Here is a 15,464-nt window from a genome sequence, read left to right as displayed (position 1 = left end):
ATGTCTGGCTCTTCGCCTTGCACAACATGCCGTTCAAATATTGTATATTTATGTCTATCGAAAAAAAGAAATAATAGAATTCCAAGCGGAACAGAGGTCCGGCAGACGGAATACGCGTGCCCGGCATGCCCGCAGCCCATGATTGCGAAAGGATCTGCCCCGCAGGATCGAGGAAAAAGCGAAGAGGGTTTCAATGGGACCTCTGGGTCCGTTTCCTATTTATGAGGGGACGCGCCTTAACCGCGTGATAGATATGGATACTGAAGAGAGGGTTTCCCTTGTGACAAGGAACGCGATGGAGATCATCAACGAGGACGAACTGCGGAAGCTTCTGTCCGAGAAGGAGAATCCCCTCGCGTATATCGGGTTCGAGCCCTCCGGACTGGTCCATATGGGCTGGGCCCTCGTCACCTCCAAGATCCGCGACCTCTGCGATGCCGGCTTCAGGGTCATCATCCTCTGGGCGGACTGGCATGCGGCCATCAACGACAAACTGGGCGGCGACCTGGAGAACATCCGTGCCTGCGCCCGCTACATGGAGGACTGCTTTGTGGCGCTCGGCGTCCCCCGCGACAAGGTCGAGTTCAGGTACGCGAGCGAGGTGCTCGACGACCTCACCTACTGGGAGGACCTCATAAAGATCGGGAAGGTCACGACCATGTCCCGCGTCAAGAGGGCCATGACCATCATGGGCAGGAAGGAGGACGAGGCGGAGCTCGACTCCTCCAAGGTCATCTACCCGCTCATGCAGGCCACCGACATATTCCACCTGAAGGTGGACCTCTGCTACGCCGGCATAGACCAGAGGAGGGCGCACATGCTCGCCAGGGACGCCGCCGATAAGCTGGGCTGGAAGAAGCCGATAGCCCTCCATACCCCCCTGATCCCGGGGCTGAAAGGAGGTTCCAGGATGAACCCCGAGGGAGTCAAGGAGCTGCAGACCAAGGAAGTGGAGGTCTGCAAGGTGGACGATGCCGGAAAAGGCATCGAGGACCGCGCCTCCGTCATGATCGAGATGAAGATGTCGAAGTCCGACCCGACCAGCAGCATCAACATCCACGACACCCCGGACGACATCAGGAAGAAGATCAAGAAGGCGTACTGCCCGCCCGAGAAGGAGAAGGAGAACGAGAACCCCATGCTCATGATGGCGCGCTACATCGTGTTCCCGCGCCTGGGCAGGCTCGACATCAAGCGCCCGGAGAAATACGGCGGCGATGTGTCCTTCGCGGATTACGACGCCCTGACCTCGGCCTATTTCGGCGGAAGCCTGAGCCCGGTGGACCTCAAGACCGGTGTCGCTGACTCCCTGATCGAGATCCTGGCACCTGTGGCGGAGTACTTCTCGGCCCATCCTGAGAACTACGAGAAGATGAAAGCGATCCTCGCTTCCGTCAAGAAACTCCGCTGAAAGCATTTCCGCCGGCCCCGAAGGCCGGCATCCCGGGCCCTTCCATGGGCCCGGCAGATGAAAAGGGAAACCTGCCGATTTCTCACGCGCTCAGGAAGAGGAGCCGTTCCCTTCGGCGCCCATCTTCGTTTTGATGTCCCTGAAGATGTCCATCGTCTTCATCATGCACATGTTGAGCATGGCCTCCGCATCGCCGGTGCCGGTCATGCCTGCGGCCCCGCCGTGGCCTCCGCCGTCCGTCTCGGTCTCCTGGCAGAGGTCTCCCATGATGCTGTCCAGTTTCACGCCCCTGCGGACGGCCTCCTGCGTCGCCCTGCCGGACACGCGGAACTCGTTCTCTCTCTGGGACGCCACGAACGATACGTCGGCGCCGGAGGCGATGAGGGCCTTGCAGCAGGCGGCCTCGTAGCTGCTGCTCATCGACACCGCCACGATCATGTCGCCGACGCGCTCGAACTTCGACCTCCCGACGGCCTTCATGGCCGCCGTGCGCTCGCTCATGCTCACCGGCGCGCGCGTCAGGAGCATGGCCTCGTCCATCGGTATGGAGCACATGTCCATGACATCGGCGAACGCGCGGAGCTCGGCGGGGTCCGAGTATTGGAAGTGGCCGGTGTCCGTGAGCATCCCGGCTATGAGTGCCAGGCCCACATCCCTGCCGATGGGCTTGGAGCACCCTCTGATGATGTCGAGGACGATCTCGCAGCACGATGCGCGGTCCGGGTCGATGAAAGTCCTCATCCCGTCCCATCTGCCGTTCGCGGTATGGTGGTCGATGACGATGCATCCCTCGGGCAGCCTGAGGTCTTCCTTCTGCAGCTGCTCGGGGGACGAGGTGTCGACGATGCAGACCGTGTCGTAATCCGACAGGTCGCACTCCTCGAGGACGGGGATGCCGATCTTGTCGGCTACCATCCGGGCGACCCTGTCGAGTCCGCACGGGGCGTAGATGTCAGCCGGAGGGAACGTCTTGGAGAGGGCATATGCCGACCCCACCGCGTCGCAGTCCGCGTTGCCGTGGACCAGGATCGCTTTCTTCCCGCTTCCCTCAAGAGCCTCTCTCGCCTCGCTCGTCTCCATCTTCATTGTCTCCGGACGGTTTCCCGAACATCCTCATTATCTTGCTGCGGTCGAAGCCGGTGATGAGGACGTCGGAATTGTATATCTTCACCGTCAGCCACACCAGGAACGCATCCAGCACTATAAGGTAAACGATTCCTCCGGCCACCAGGGAGATGTTCCCGAAGACGAGGTTGTTCATGACCATCATGGGATGGGAGAACGGGATGGCGAACACCAGGACCTGAGCGACGGCCGGAAGGCTGTCCCAGCTCAGGAACATGAACACGAACATGGGCACGAGGGCGAGGACGCTGATGGGCATGGTCATGGTCTGCGCCATCTTGTAGTTCTTCGTGAACGCGCCGAGGATCATGCAGATGGCCAGCGCGCTGAAGATCGACAGGAACAGGACGGCCATCAGGATTGCCCAGTCGGAGGCCCCCATGGCCAGGCCGTAATCGCTGAGGTCCACCGAACTGGTGCCGTACATGATGCCGTCGGTGTAGAACAGCATCCCGATCATGTACACCAGGCCGTAGATCAGCCCCATTATGGCCGCGGCCAGGAGCTTCCCGCTCACGATGGTGGTGCGCTTTATCGGCATGGTCAGGAGGGTCTCCAGGGTCTTGTTCTCCTTCTCGCTCCCCATGGACGATATCACTATGCTCCCGACCATGACGATGACTATCATCACGACTATCGGGACCATGAACGTCTGGGACATCATCGCTCTCGATATGTCGTACGGTGTGACGTCGTCGTACACGGTGCCGTTGATCTCCGTATGGTTGCTGCTCCCGCCCCAGCTGAGCGGCTGGACGATCCCCTCCATATCCTTCGCCCCGATGTTCAGGAGTATGACCTCGGAGAGGATCGTGTTCATCTGGCTCACCAGGGCGGTGCCGGTCGAGCTGGAGGCCGAGCCGTACAGGCCCTCGTCGCGGTAGGAGAAGTACACGCCGACGGAGGTGCGCTTGCTCTCCGCCGATTCGGAAGCGTAGTTGCTGATGATGTATTCCACATTGGATGTCAGGGCGGAATCCACCGATATCGCGAACTTCAGGCTGCCGTCGGACACTGCCTGGGTTATCGCAGAGGCATCGTCCGATGCCGCATCGAGGTAATGTATCGAGGCAACGGCCCTTTCGCTGTCGGTGTCATAGAGGGCCATGTACGACAGCGTGATCAGCGACATCACGTCCTTCGGGCCGGAGAACGTCGGGCTGCCGTCCCGGAGGCTCTGGACCCAGCTGTTGAAATCATCGATGCTGTAGTCAGATTCGCTGCTCTCATACACCACGCCGATATCGGGCGCGGAAGAGGAGCTCTCGGTCTCGCCGCTGATAGCAGAGCCGATGGCGCAGAACATCACGACCACCAGGACCATGGACGCTATCGTCCCGGGGGTGAGCATCTCCCGGACCTCTTTCTTGGTGATGTTGATCAGGTGGTTCATCCTCTCACCGCCCTGACGAAGACCTCCTCGAGGTTCTTGGCGCCGTATTTGTCCATGAGCTCCCGGGGTGTCCCGAGCTCGACGATCCTGCCTTTGTTTATCATCGCCACCCTGTGGCACAGGCTCTCGACCTCGAACATGTTGTGGCTCGAGATCAGGACGGTCGTCCCGTTCTCCGCGATGCGCTTGACCGATTCGCGGATGTCATAGGCGTTGAGGACGTCCAGCCCCGAGGTTATCTCGTCCATCACCGCCAGGCGCGGCGAGGGCATCATGGCCCTCGCGATGAGAAGCCTGCGCGTCATCCCTTTGCTGTAAGTGCTCACTTTGGAGTCGATCCTGGGGCCGAGGCCGGCCGTCTCGATGCCGCGCGCGACCATGCCGTCGAATTCCGCGCCGGAGGCGAAGAAGCCCGCCATGAAGCGGATGTACTGCCTCCCGGTCAGGTCCTTGTAGGCCCCGGAGTCCTCGGGGAGGTAGCTGATTATCCTGCGGACCGCATCGCCTTCGGATGAGACGTCATGGCCGCAGACGCTGATGGTGCCGGAGGTGATCCCGAGCAGGGTGCAGATCATCCTGAGCGTCGTGGTCTTCCCGGCGCCGTTCGGTCCGATGAGGCCGAATATCTCGCCCTCGCCGACACTGAAGCTGATACCCTTGACCGCTTCGCGGTCCCCGTAGGCCTTGCATACGTCCCGGAGGACCAAAGCATCGGTCATGCATGGTTATCCGGGCGGTCGGATAAAAAATGTGACGGGGCTACGCTCACGCGAGCCCCTGAAAGGTTTCAGTCGTCCTCTTCCTCGTCGTCGGAGCGCTTGGCCGCGGCGGCGCGGGGAGCGGCACGGGCGGAAGCGCCCATGGCGTTGTTGATGTTGCTCTGGAGCATCTCGTATTTGGCGCGGAGGTCCTTCTCCTGCTTCTCGAGGCCGCGGATGCGTATCCCGACGGTCTCGAGGGACTCCTCGAGCTCGGCCTTGAGGGCCTCTTTGTCATCCACCTTGATGAGGAGGACGCCGACATTGCGGTAGACGTCGCCCTTGGATTTCTCCAGTTCCTCGACGGTCCTCTGGAGCTCCTTCTGCTGAGCCTCCATCTGGCTCTTCTGGGAGAGAACCGTCTGGAGCTGCTGCTGCACCTGCTGGAACTGGGTGATCTGATTCTGCAGCTGGGGGCTTATTCCGTTCATTTTGATTCCTCGGTCAGTTTAGCGATGCTGTCGGTGACTGCGACGCATTCAAGAAAAGAGTTGAGCGCCGCGCGGACGGCGGACGTATCGGACGCTTCGATCGCGAGGACGGTCTCCCCGTTCTCCTCCCTGATCTCGGCATGCGTCCGGGAGAGGTCCCGGTGGACCTCCGGAGCGAGCGCCGCGGCCGAAACGGCCGCACCGGCGCCCGATATCCTCAGGACCGCTTCCGGCATATCAGTCGGATTTCAGGGTCTTCTTGGAGTTGGGTCTCTCCTTGATGAAGATCCTGGAGCCGCACTTGTCGCACTGGAGCCCGATCGCGGTCATGTTCCTGATGGGCTCGTTGCACTTGGCGCATCTGTACATTTCGACCGCCGGTCAGTTTCACTCGGCCGCAGCGGCGGGCTCCGCGGAGGGGGCCGCTTTCGCTTCGGCAGCCTTCGCGGCCTTGGCGGCGACGAGGGCGTCGGTGGTCTTCTTGGTCCTGGGGCTGTAGGCCGCGGCCGCGAACTTGTTGCCGCAGTGCCTGCACTGCCAGATGCCGGACGCTACCCTGGTGACGGACATGTGGTGGCACTCGGGGCACTCATGCCTGGCTTTCTGGTGGGCCTCGATGGTCTTGACCCTGTTGCGCACGACGACTCCGTACCTGGCTCCGAACCTTCCGGAGGTTCCTGCTTTCTCGGTTCTCTTGGACATTCTAATCACCCGATGATCTTTCTGATCTGTCTGCCAATCTCGACGGCCCTGTCGAGGCAGAGCGAGAGGTCACCGCGGGTGATCGATCCCTTTCCGCCTTTCTGCATGGCCCTGAAGTTGCCGTTATCGTCGGTCGTGACGGTTAGACGGGCTGAAGAAATGGCTTCCTCGTCGAAATTAGGGTCTACTATTAAATCATTGCCTATTTTGCATTCGGTGACGGAGATGGGCGTGCAGGTGATCGGCAGGGGGCAGTCCTCCATCTCGGTCACATTGCCGTCGTCGTCCGTCCTGCTCTTCCCGTACTGCTTCCAGGGGACGGTCGCCGTCTTGAGGGCCATGACCGCCGCCAGGTTGCAGGCGTCGAACAGGTTGCCGTCGAAGTCGAGGGCGTAGATGTCGATGTAGATCATCCAGATCTCCTCCCCCTTCTTGATGCACAGCTGCTTGACGTCGATCATGCCGGACTCGCGGATGCCGCGGTCGACCACGCGGGCCAACTCGATGGCGTCCTCCGAGGGGGGCCCGGACTCGAACGACTCGTGGGCCATCGGGATGAGCTCGGCCCCGGTGGTGATGACTCCGTCTCCGGGGGCGTCCATGTAGGGCGCTCCGGGGATGATCTTCACGCCGGCGATGACCGTCGTGTCGCCGAGGCTGACCTTGGCGGAGCCCTCGGCCGAGGCGATGATGCCGGTCTCGACGGAGATCTTCCTGACCTCGTCGAGCTGCCTGCCGTCCGCCCTCCTGCCCTCGGCGAGCAGGTTCATGAGGTGGTCCCTCTTGATCTGGGATACGATGTAGTTGCTCATTCGGACGCCTCCTTGGACGCTTTCTCGGTGTATTTGCGCTTGAGGGCATCCCTCTGGATGGCGTTGAGCTCATGGGCGGCGCCGAACGCCATGTCGAGGCCCCTGTCGAGCTCCTCGCGGGTCATGTTCCCGTCCATCTGCAGCAGGACGATCTCGTCGGTGCTGGGTATGATGGCCAGGGGGACATCGGCCTGCCCGTAGTTGTCCTCCTCCTTGTTGAGGTCGAGGACGACGTGGCCGTCGGCCTTGCCGCAGGCGATGGCGGGGATCAGGTCCCTCATGGGGATCCCGGCGTCCGCGAGCGCGACCGAGGCGGCCGAGAGCCCGGCGCACCTGGTCCCGGCGTTGGCCTGGAGGATCTCGATGTACACGTCGATGGAGGCGCGCGGGTAGAGCTCGGTCATGACGACGGAGCTCAGGGCCTCGGAGATGAGCTTGGAGATCTCGACGGACCTCCTGTCGGTCCCGGGCCTCTTCCTGTCGCTCACGGAGTACGCCTGCATGTTGTACCTCACCTGGATGACGGCCTTGGTGGGGTCCTGCATGTGCTTCGGCCGGCATTCCCTGGGCCCGTACACCGCGCACAGGACCTTGTTCTTCCCGATCTCGAGGTAGCACGAGCCGTCCGCGTTCTTCAGGACGCCCGCCTCGATCTTGATCGGCCTCTTCTCGTCGCATCTCCTTCCGTCAATCCTGATGCCGTCGTCGTTGACCAGCACCATGTCAGTGTGTCCGCTCATTCAGATCCCTCCTCTGCGTCCCCGGACCGGGGCACCTTCTCCGACAGGAACCTCTGGACCCTCTCGGTCAGGTCGGCCGATCTCGACTCGGCCTCGATCATCTTCACGGCCGCTTCGGCGGCCTCCGCGTTCATGCCGTCCCCGTCGATCCATATCCTGCCGTTCTGCCCCACGAAAATGCGGCAGTCGGTCATGTTCTTCAGCATCTGGATCATCGATCCCGCCTTGCCGATCACGCGGGAGATCTTGTTGTGGTCGATCTCGGTGAGTATGCCGCCCTCGATCTTCCTGAGGCCGGAGTCCTTCATCGTCACGGAGACCTTCTTGGCCTCGTCGACCATCAGTATCTTCAGCAGGACGACGTCGCCGACCGTCAGGAACCTGGAGGTGTCCCCGAACTCGACCTTCCAGGGGACCTCGCTCACATGGAGCGGGGCGGGATAGGGCGAGCGGATGTCGACCATCCAGTTGGACGGGCCCACGTCGATTATGATGCCGATGACGGTGTCGCCGGCGACCGGCATGTAGCAGCCGCCCATGGGGATGACCCCGACGGCGTCGCCGGTGTAGTTCTTCAGCCCGGTTATGCAGGCGCGGACGGAGCCGTCCGCTTCGTAAGCATTCTCTCCCGGGGCGTACCTGTCGGACGGGCCGAGGACATCGCCCGGTACGACGATCTCCCTGGGCCTCCTCGGGCCTCTGCCGTCGCGGGGGCCGCTGCGGCTCTCTCTCTCGGGCCCGGGGCCCCTTCTCTCAAAAGACATATGTTATCTCTCCGTAATGATGCAGGCCGCTCACGACGAGACCAGTTTTATCTGGGCCTTCCCGTGGGTGCGGTTCTTCAGGTTGTTGGTGAGGTCGGTTATGAGGCCCGCGGGGATCTCAAGCATCCCTATCCACGAGCCGTCCGGGGTCCATTCCTCCCTGTCCACCAGGCCGAACTTCGAGATCTCCTCGATGCAGCGGCCGTAGTCCTCCCCCCTGAGCTTGATCGCGACCCTGCTCTTCTCGAACCTGATGGGGAGAAGGGGGCGGAGGACCTTCATGGCCTCCTCGACCTCCTTGTCGAACGGCCTCTTGGCGTCGACATGGTACTTGCCCTCCTCGAGGGCGAGCTGGATCCTCAGCGGGGGATGGGGGAGCTTGGTCTGCGGGTTGATGGCGTTGGCCGAGATGTACGCTATGACGCGCTTCCTCTTGGCATCGAGCAGCTCCCTGCGCTGCTCGGCCGTCATCTGGACCTCTCCCTTCTCGATGATGTGCTTCGCGACGGCGATGGGGTCGCCGGCGTAATCTCCGAAGACCTCCTTCATGGCGGACTCCGCGGGCCGGGTGCCCTTGCGGGCGTCCTTGAAGACATCCTCGACGGCCAGATAGTCCGCGAGGTCCACATCCTTGCCCTGCTTTATGAGGTCCATCGCCTTGGGGTCGAGGAGGACCTCGAACCTTTCCCCATGGCTCTCGAGCCTTGCGACAATCGCATCATCGAGGTCGACCATCGGTCTCACTCTTCGGTCTTCTTGACGGCCTTCTTGGTCCTCGGGGATCTCTTCGGTTTGTCCTCGCTGTCGGCGCCGTCCTCGGAGCCGGCATCCTTCTTCCCGATGCCCTTGATGGCCTCGGCCTTCTCATCGTCGCTGAGGCGCCTGAACTTGGAGCCCTCCTCGACGACGCCGATCTCCACGGATTCCGGCTTCAGGTCCTCCTCGATGGCCGCGGAAAGGGCCTCGAGGGCGAGCTTTAGCGCCTCCCCGTAGGGCATCCCGTCGCGGTACGATTTCTCGAAGACCTCCATCGCCACGGCGCGCCCGCTCCCGATGCAGCTCGCCTTGTACGCCACGAGCGCGCCGGACGGGTCGGTCTCGAACAGGTGGATGCCCAGGTCGTCGGTCCCCGCCACGAGCAGGGCGGTGCCGAAGGGCCTGGCCCCTCCGTACTGGGTGAAGTTCTGCTCGTAGTCGCAGACCTTCTTGGTCAGCATCTCCACGCCGATGTTCTCCCCGTAGTTGACGCGGTGGATCTGGGCCTCTTTCCTCGCCTGGTCGACGAGGATCCTGGCATCCGCGACCAGGCCGGAGGTCGCGCAGCCGATGTAATCGTCGATGTTGTAGATCTTCTCGATGGAATCGGGCTCCACTAGTTTGGAGGAGACACGTTTGTCCACCGCCAGGAGCACGCCGCCCTTGAACTTGACACCGATGGTCGTCGCTCCCTTCTTGACGGCCTCGCGGGCGTACTCTACCTGGAACAGCCTTCCGTCAGGGGAGAAGACGGTTATCCCCCGATCATATGCCATTTGTCCTGGTTGCATGGTTATCCTCTGTGGCCCTCGTATGAACGCGCTTCTATAAGAAAGCGCGTCACAGAGGTCAGCGGGCGCCGGACGTTCCCGGAGGCACCTTGCGGGGCGGCCTGGGCGGAGCATTCTCCCTGAGGATGCGGTACCTGGCGCGGAGGGTGCGCAGGGTGCCCGATGTGCGGACCGGCTCGGAGGAAGGGTCCGCGCGCCTGACCGCTGCCTTGCAGCCGTCCGCCGTCTCCGGGGAGCACCGGACTATCGCCATGCCCCCTGCGCACTGGATGACGCGGAACTGCCTCGGCACCTTTTGGGACAGCTCCGGTGCCGTGAGGCCGGGGGAGACTTTGAACGCGATGTAGCGGCGCCTCCCGCGCTTGGATTTGACGGTCATGATGCCGGGCCCATCGCACGGCACCGCTTTAATCGTTCGCTGACGGGAGGGGTTTCCTCGGAGGCTAAGACCCTCTCCGGGGGAGCTGCGGAGGCGTAGCGGCCCTACGGTCCAGCGGAACCCGGACGGTGCGGGCCCAAGCCGCCTGCCTGGCCCCGGACGGTCTGAGAATCGCAGATGGATACAGCATCCTGCAATACCCAGCATCGCGGACTGAAATCAAATCTCTAACCAATGATATTTAATCCATTCTGCAGGAGTTCCTGATTTGAAAAATTTTAGGCAAATCTTAAACGGATACGAATTTGAAATTATTATGCGATTAAGGTACAGGGAAAATAGTTATTTTACCTAATCGGCTAAACCACTATCGAAGCCGTTGCGCTCCGATGCTGGCACATTGGGTTTTTTACCCTACCTAAAATTTGTTTGAGCCGTTTTTTATTTGATTTTCGAGAATGTAAAAATAAATAATGGTATCAATGATATAAAAAACCTTCATAATCGGGGTTTAATAACCGCTTGCCATCCTATTTCTCATTCCAACCAAAAATTGGGAACGGAGGTAATGAATTGACAACCAAATCTGCTCTTGTGATCGGCGGAGGAATCGCCGGTATACAGGCGTCTCTCGATCTTGCGGACAGGAACATCCACGTCTACCTCGTGGACAGGCTGCCCACGATCGGCGGGACCATGTGCATGCTCGACAAGACCTTCCCCACGAACGACTGCTCTGCGTGCATCCTGTCCCCCAAGATGGCGGATGCAGCCGGTCACCCCAACATCACCCTCATGACCTACCACGAGGTCAAGAAAGTCGACGGTGAGGCGGGAGACTTCAAGGTCACCGTGACCAAGAAGGCCAGGTACGTCGACCCGACCCTCTGCACCTCGTGCGGAGACTGCGTCGCGAAGTGCCCGACCCGCGGGATCCCCAACGAGTTCGAGTACGGGCTCACCACCAGGAGGGCCATCTACATCCCCCACTCTCAGGCTGTGCCCAGGGTGGCGCTCATCGACCCCAGATACTGCAAGAAGCTCCGTGAGAACAAGTGCGGTGTCTGCGCGAAGGTCTGCGGCAAGCAGGCCATCAGCTACGAGGACAAGGACCAGGACCTGACACTTGATGTCGGATCCATCGTCGTCGCCGCCGGATTCTCCGTCTGGAACGCCAAGAACGCGTCCGAGTACGGATACGGAAGGTTCAAGAACGTCGTCACCGCCATCGAGTACGAGAGGATGGAAGGCGCCGCCGGTCCGTTCGACGGACACATACCTGTGCCCTCCACCATCGTCTACGACAAGTTCGGCGTCGCCCAGAAAGGCGCCGGCGAGAGGGGCCCCAAGTCCGTCGCATGGATCCAGTGCTGCGGATCCAGGTCCCATAAGAAGAACTGGAAGACTTACTGCTCGTCCGTGTGCTGCATGTACGCGACCAAGCAGGCCCAGATCACCAAGGAGCACGGAGACGTCGACGAGGACATCTTCTTCATGGACATCAGGTCCTACGGAAAGGAGTTCGAGGCCTACATCAAGAGGGCCGAGGACGAGTACGGCATCCACATGCACCGCGGAGCCCGTGTGTCCAACGTCGAGGAGGATCCCGAGACCAAGCAGGTCACCGTCAACTACACCGACAAGGACAACAATCCCGCTTCGAAGACCTTCGACATCGTCGTCCTGTCCGTCGGGCTCGAGGCCCCCGAGGGCGCCGAGCAGCTCGCCCAGACCCTGGGCATCGAGCTGAACGAGTACGGGTTCGCCAAGACCACCGTCTTCAACCCGCTCGAGACCACCAGGAAGGGAATCTTCGTGACCGGTGCCTTCGCGGCGCCCAAGGACATCCCGACCTCCGTCGCCGAGGCATCCGGTGCCTCCGCCAAGGCCGGTGCCTACATCGTCAAGGACCCCGACTTCGTCCCCTGCAAGCCCAAGGTCTACCCGCCCGAGAAGGATGTCGCCGGCAAGGAGCCCCGCGTCGGTGTCTGGGTATGCCACTGCGGTATCAACATCGGCTCTGTGGTCAACGTCCCCGCCTGCGTCGAGTACGCCAAGACCCTGCCCCATGTCGTCGTGGCCGTCGAGACCAAGTACGCCTGCGCTCAGGACACCCTGATGCAGATCTCCGACTTCATCAAGGAGCACGACCTGAACCGTGTCGTCGTCGCGTCCTGCACCCCCAGGACCCACGAGCCTCTCTTCAGGGAGGCCTGCAGGAACGGCGGTCTGAACAAGTACCTCTACAACATGGCCAACATCCGCGACCAGTGCTCGTGGATCCACATGCATGCCCCCGAAGCGGCCACCACCAAGGCCAAGGACCTGATCAGGATGGCCGTCGCCAAGGCCTGCCTGCTCGAGCCCCTCGAGGGAGCCGAGATCCCCGTCACCCAGTCCGCCGCCATCATCGGAGGAGGAATCACCGGTATGACAGCCGCCCTCGACGTCGCCGCCCAGGGTGTCAAGGTCGACCTCTTCGAGCGCGAGTCCGAGCTCGGAGGATTCGCCAGGAACTTCGTCCACAGGGAGGACGGCAAGCTCGTCTCCGAGTTCCTCGCCGAGACCATCAAGAAGGTGGAGTCCTGCCCGCTGATCACCGTTCACAAGAACGCTGTCATCGAGGACATCCCCGGATACGTCGGCAACTTCACCGTGGAGCTCGCCAGCGGAGAGGAGATCCCCGCAGGTGCGATCCTGTTCGCCGTCGGTGCCGCCCAGTACAAGCCTGTCGAGTACAACTACGGCTCCGACCCCAAGGTGCTCACCCACGTCGAGCTCGAGAAGAAGGTCGCCGCCGGCCAGTTCACCGGGAAGAACGTCGTGTTCATCCAGTGCATCGGGTCCAGGAACGAGAAGGTCGGCTACTGCAGCCGTGTCTGCTGCGCCAGCGCGATCAGGGACGCTATCGAGATCAAGATGGCCGACCCCACCGCCAACGTCACCATCATCCACAAGGACATCAGGACCTACGCCTTCAGGGAGGACCTCTACTACAAGGCCTGCCAGCTCGGAGTCAGGTTCCTGAGGCGTGTCAACGACGACACCCTGCCCAAGTACGACGGCAACTTCGTCGAGGCGTTCGACACCACCCTCGGCCAGGAAGTCAAGATCCCCGTCGACACCCTGGCCCTGTCCGTCGGAATCGCGCCCATGCGCGAGGAGAAGGAGAAGCTCGCGGTCATGGTCAAGGTCCCGCTGAGCAAGGACGGCTTCTACTTCGAGGCCCACCAGAAGCTCAGGCCCGTCGACTTCGCGACCGAGGGTGTCTTCGTCGCCGGAGCCGCCCACTGGCCCAAGTTCATGGACGAGTGCATCGCCCAGGGATCCGGAGCCGCCTCCAGGATGCTGACCATCATCACCAAGGACCACCTGGTCTCCGAGGGTATCGTCGCCTCCGTCGCCAACCCCCAGCTCTGCAACGGCTGCGGAACCTGCGAGGGATGCTGCGAGTACCACGCGATCACCATCGTCAACGGACCCGACGGAAGGCCTGTCAGCCAGGTCAACGCCGGTCTCTGCAAGGGATGCGGATGCTGCGTCGCGGCCTGCCCGTCCGGTGCGATGGAGCAGAGAGGCTTCAGGAACTCGCAGATCATCGCTGAGATCGATGCCATGTTCAACAGGCCCCTCATGGAGAAGGAGTGATTCCAATGGCAGAAGAATTTGAACCTCTGATCGTAGCGTTTTGCTGCAACTGGTGCTCCTACGCGGGTGCCGACAACGCCGGAGTCGGGAGGCGCCAGATGCCCCCCAACTTCCGTATCATCAGGACCATGTGCTCCGCGAGGATCGACCCCGAGTTCGTCCTCCGCGCCCTCTCCAAAGGAGCGGACGGAGTCATTGTCCTCGGATGCCACCCTGCCGACTGCCACTACATCGGCGGCAACTACAGGGCAAGGAGGAGGATCGCGCTGCTGAGGCTCGTCCTCGAGCAGTACGGATTCGACCCCAAGAGGCTGAGGCTCGAGTGGGTCTCCGCTTCCGAGGGAGAGAAGTTCCAGACCGTCATGACTTCGTTCATCGACGAGATCAAGGCCCTCGGCCCCACCCCCGTCACCTCCGCGAAGACCATCGCCCAGGAAGAGAACGTCAGGGCACACCCCAAGGAGGCCTGAACCAATGGGATTCTTCAGCAACCTGTTCAAGAAGAAGGAAAAGAAAGAGAAGAACGAGGCCCCGGCCGCCAAGGCCGCCGCCCCGGCGAAATCCAAGGAGGCTCCCGCTGCTAAGGCCGCGGCAGCCGCTCCCGCTCCCGCTCCCGCCGCTTCCGGCGAGACGGGCAAGGCCGTCAACGGGAAGCACGGGCACACCGAGTACCCCTTCGCGGACCTCGGCGAGCTCCTGCCCGCCCCTCCGGCGAACGGCAAGATCAACCTGGCCATCTACTGGGCCGCGGCATGCGGAGGCTGCGATGTCTCCCTGCTCGACACCAACGAGAGGGTCCTGACCATCGGCCAGTTCGCCAACATCGTCATGTGGCCCATCGCGGTCGACGGCAAGAAGGACGACATCGAGGCCATGGCGGACGGTTCCATCACCGTCTCCATCATCAACGGAGCCGTCAGGAACACCGAGAACGAGGAGATGGTCAAGCTCCTCAGGCAGAAGTCCAAGATCGTCGTCTGCTACGGGTCCTGCGCCTGCTTCGGCGGAACCCCTGCGCTCGCCAACCTGGTCAAGGGCGGAGCCGACGAGATCCTCGACTACGTCTACACCAAGACCCCTACCAGCGCCCAGTTCCAGAAGGACTACCACGCCGGCAAGCCCCAGGTGCCCGAGACCGAGTACCAGGCTTCCGAGGGAGTCCTCACCCTGCCCGTCCTGTACGACACAGTGAAGACCCTCGACGAGGTCATCGATGTTGACTACTACATCCCCGGATGCCCTCCCCTCCAGGAGTCCATCTCCCAGATGCTCAAGGGAATCGTCGACTTCGTCTACAACGGCGTCGCCCTGCCCCCGAAGGGATACGAGTTCGGAGTCACCGAGAAGTGCCTCTGCGACGAGTGCCCCCGCGAGAAAGAGTACAAGAGGATCACCAAGATCTACGAGCCCTACCAGGTCGATGTCGACCCCAAGAAGTGCCTCATGGACCAGGGAATCCTCTGCCTCGGCCCCGCGACCGTCGGCGGATGCAACGCCCGCTGCACTGCGGCCGGCCAGCCCTGCCGCGGATGCTACGGTCCGACCCACTTCGTCCAGGAGCACGGAGCCAGCGCTCTCAGCGCCATCGCTTCCCTGTTCCCGGTCCTCGACGACGATCCTATCATCGACGAGCAGAAGATCATCGAGATCATGTCAACCATCAAGGACCCGCTGGGATACTTCTACGCGTTCACTCTCGGGAAGTCCCTCATCAACAGGTCCGTCACAGAAGAGGCACCCTCTGCCTGAACAGG

At 61.8% G+C, this 15,464-nt stretch carries 17 protein-coding genes; 4 read left to right on the top strand and 13 right to left on the bottom strand.

The genetic code is table 11. The features are described 5' to 3' along the window. Positions 1 to 253: 253 nt before the first annotated feature. On the top strand, positions 254 to 1,411 hold the full coding sequence (locus tag O8W32_03735; protein ID WII09940.1) for a tyrosine--tRNA ligase: 1,158 nt from the start codon (positions 254 to 256) through the stop codon (positions 1,409 to 1,411). Between the two features lie 90 nt (positions 1,412 to 1,501). On the opposite strand, the gene O8W32_03730 is transcribed toward O8W32_03735, so the two are convergent. From O8W32_03730 to O8W32_03670, 13 genes are all read right to left on the bottom strand, one after another. Next, the gene (locus O8W32_03730) at positions 1,502 to 2,497 is read right to left on the bottom strand and encodes a DHH family phosphoesterase (GenBank protein ID WII09939.1); all 996 of its coding nucleotides are present in this window, start codon (positions 2,495 to 2,497) and stop codon (positions 1,502 to 1,504) included. Further along, a complete protein-coding gene (locus tag O8W32_03725; protein ID WII09938.1) occupies positions 2,460 to 3,929 on the bottom strand; it encodes an ABC transporter permease in 1,470 nt (489 codons plus the stop codon). The genes O8W32_03730 and O8W32_03725 overlap by 38 nt, the downstream gene beginning before the upstream one ends. Then, positions 3,926 to 4,648 carry an ABC transporter ATP-binding protein gene (locus O8W32_03720; protein WII09937.1) on the bottom strand — a complete coding sequence of 241 codons (723 nt, stop codon included), beginning with the start codon at positions 4,646 to 4,648 and terminating at the stop codon, positions 3,926 to 3,928. Before O8W32_03720 ends, O8W32_03725 begins: the two co-directional genes overlap by 4 nt. A gap of 68 nt (positions 4,649 to 4,716) precedes the next feature. Beyond that, the gene (locus O8W32_03715; protein WII09936.1) at positions 4,717 to 5,118 is read right to left on the bottom strand and encodes a prefoldin subunit beta; all 402 of its coding nucleotides are present in this window, start codon (positions 5,116 to 5,118) and stop codon (positions 4,717 to 4,719) included. Continuing rightward, positions 5,115 to 5,354 carry a KEOPS complex subunit Pcc1 gene (locus O8W32_03710; GenBank protein ID WII09935.1) on the bottom strand — a complete coding sequence of 80 codons (240 nt, stop codon included), beginning with the start codon at positions 5,352 to 5,354 and terminating at the stop codon, positions 5,115 to 5,117. The genes O8W32_03715 and O8W32_03710 overlap by 4 nt, the downstream gene beginning before the upstream one ends. Before the next feature lies 1 nt (position 5,355). Next, on the bottom strand, positions 5,356 to 5,487 hold the full coding sequence (locus O8W32_03705) for a DNA-directed RNA polymerase subunit P (GenBank protein WII09934.1): 132 nt from the start codon (positions 5,485 to 5,487) through the stop codon (positions 5,356 to 5,358). 18 nt (positions 5,488 to 5,505) lie between these two features. Continuing rightward, the gene (locus O8W32_03700) at positions 5,506 to 5,820 is read right to left on the bottom strand and encodes a 50S ribosomal protein L37ae (GenBank protein WII09933.1); all 315 of its coding nucleotides are present in this window, start codon (positions 5,818 to 5,820) and stop codon (positions 5,506 to 5,508) included. Between the two features lie 5 nt (positions 5,821 to 5,825). Continuing rightward, complete coding sequence (gene rrp42, locus O8W32_03695) at positions 5,826 to 6,632, bottom strand: exosome complex protein Rrp42 (GenBank protein ID WII09932.1); 807 nt, start codon at positions 6,630 to 6,632, stop codon at positions 5,826 to 5,828. Beyond that, positions 6,629 to 7,372, bottom strand: a complete 744-nt coding sequence (rrp41, locus tag O8W32_03690) for an exosome complex exonuclease Rrp41 (protein WII09931.1) — start codon at positions 7,370 to 7,372, stop codon at positions 6,629 to 6,631. The genes rrp42 and rrp41 overlap by 4 nt, the downstream gene beginning before the upstream one ends. Beyond that, positions 7,369 to 8,136, bottom strand: coding sequence for an exosome complex RNA-binding protein Rrp4 (gene rrp4 / locus O8W32_03685; protein WII09930.1), 768 nt, complete (start codon positions 8,134 to 8,136; stop codon positions 7,369 to 7,371). Before rrp4 ends, rrp41 begins: the two co-directional genes overlap by 4 nt. Before the next feature lie 30 nt (positions 8,137 to 8,166). Next, positions 8,167 to 8,871: a ribosome assembly factor SBDS gene (locus O8W32_03680; protein WII10043.1), complete on the bottom strand. Its 705-nt coding sequence runs from the start codon at positions 8,869 to 8,871 to the stop codon at positions 8,167 to 8,169. A gap of 5 nt (positions 8,872 to 8,876) precedes the next feature. Next, positions 8,877 to 9,668 carry an archaeal proteasome endopeptidase complex subunit alpha gene (psmA, locus tag O8W32_03675; protein WII09929.1) on the bottom strand — a complete coding sequence of 264 codons (792 nt, stop codon included), beginning with the start codon at positions 9,666 to 9,668 and terminating at the stop codon, positions 8,877 to 8,879. Positions 9,669 to 9,741: 73 nt separating this feature from the next. After that, positions 9,742 to 10,062 (bottom strand): hypothetical protein, encoded by a 321-nt coding sequence (locus tag O8W32_03670; GenBank protein ID WII09928.1) that lies wholly within the window; start codon positions 10,060 to 10,062, stop codon positions 9,742 to 9,744. A 573-nt stretch (positions 10,063 to 10,635) separates the two neighbouring features. Here O8W32_03670 and O8W32_03665 point away from each other — a divergent pair. Genes O8W32_03665 through O8W32_03655 form a run of 3 tightly spaced genes read left to right on the top strand, consistent with a single transcriptional unit; the run spans position 10,636 to position 15,459 of the window. After that, positions 10,636 to 13,710: a CoB--CoM heterodisulfide reductase iron-sulfur subunit A family protein gene (locus O8W32_03665; GenBank protein WII09927.1), complete on the top strand. Its 3,075-nt coding sequence runs from the start codon at positions 10,636 to 10,638 to the stop codon at positions 13,708 to 13,710. A gap of 5 nt (positions 13,711 to 13,715) precedes the next feature. Then, positions 13,716 to 14,180, top strand: coding sequence for a hydrogenase iron-sulfur subunit (locus O8W32_03660; protein ID WII09926.1), 465 nt, complete (start codon positions 13,716 to 13,718; stop codon positions 14,178 to 14,180). Positions 14,181 to 14,184: 4 nt separating this feature from the next. Next, entirely contained in the window at positions 14,185 to 15,459 is a 1,275-nt protein-coding gene (locus O8W32_03655; protein ID WII09925.1) for an oxidoreductase, read from the top strand. Positions 15,460 to 15,464: the final 5 nt, after the last annotated feature.

This window comes from Methanomassiliicoccales archaeon LGM-DZ1, assembly GCA_030168595.1.
Classification (GTDB): domain Archaea; phylum Thermoplasmatota; class Thermoplasmata; order Methanomassiliicoccales; family Methanomethylophilaceae; genus Methanomethylophilus.
The sequence above is the reverse complement of the archived record's forward strand: the minus strand, read 5'-3'. Positions and strand labels throughout refer to the sequence as shown.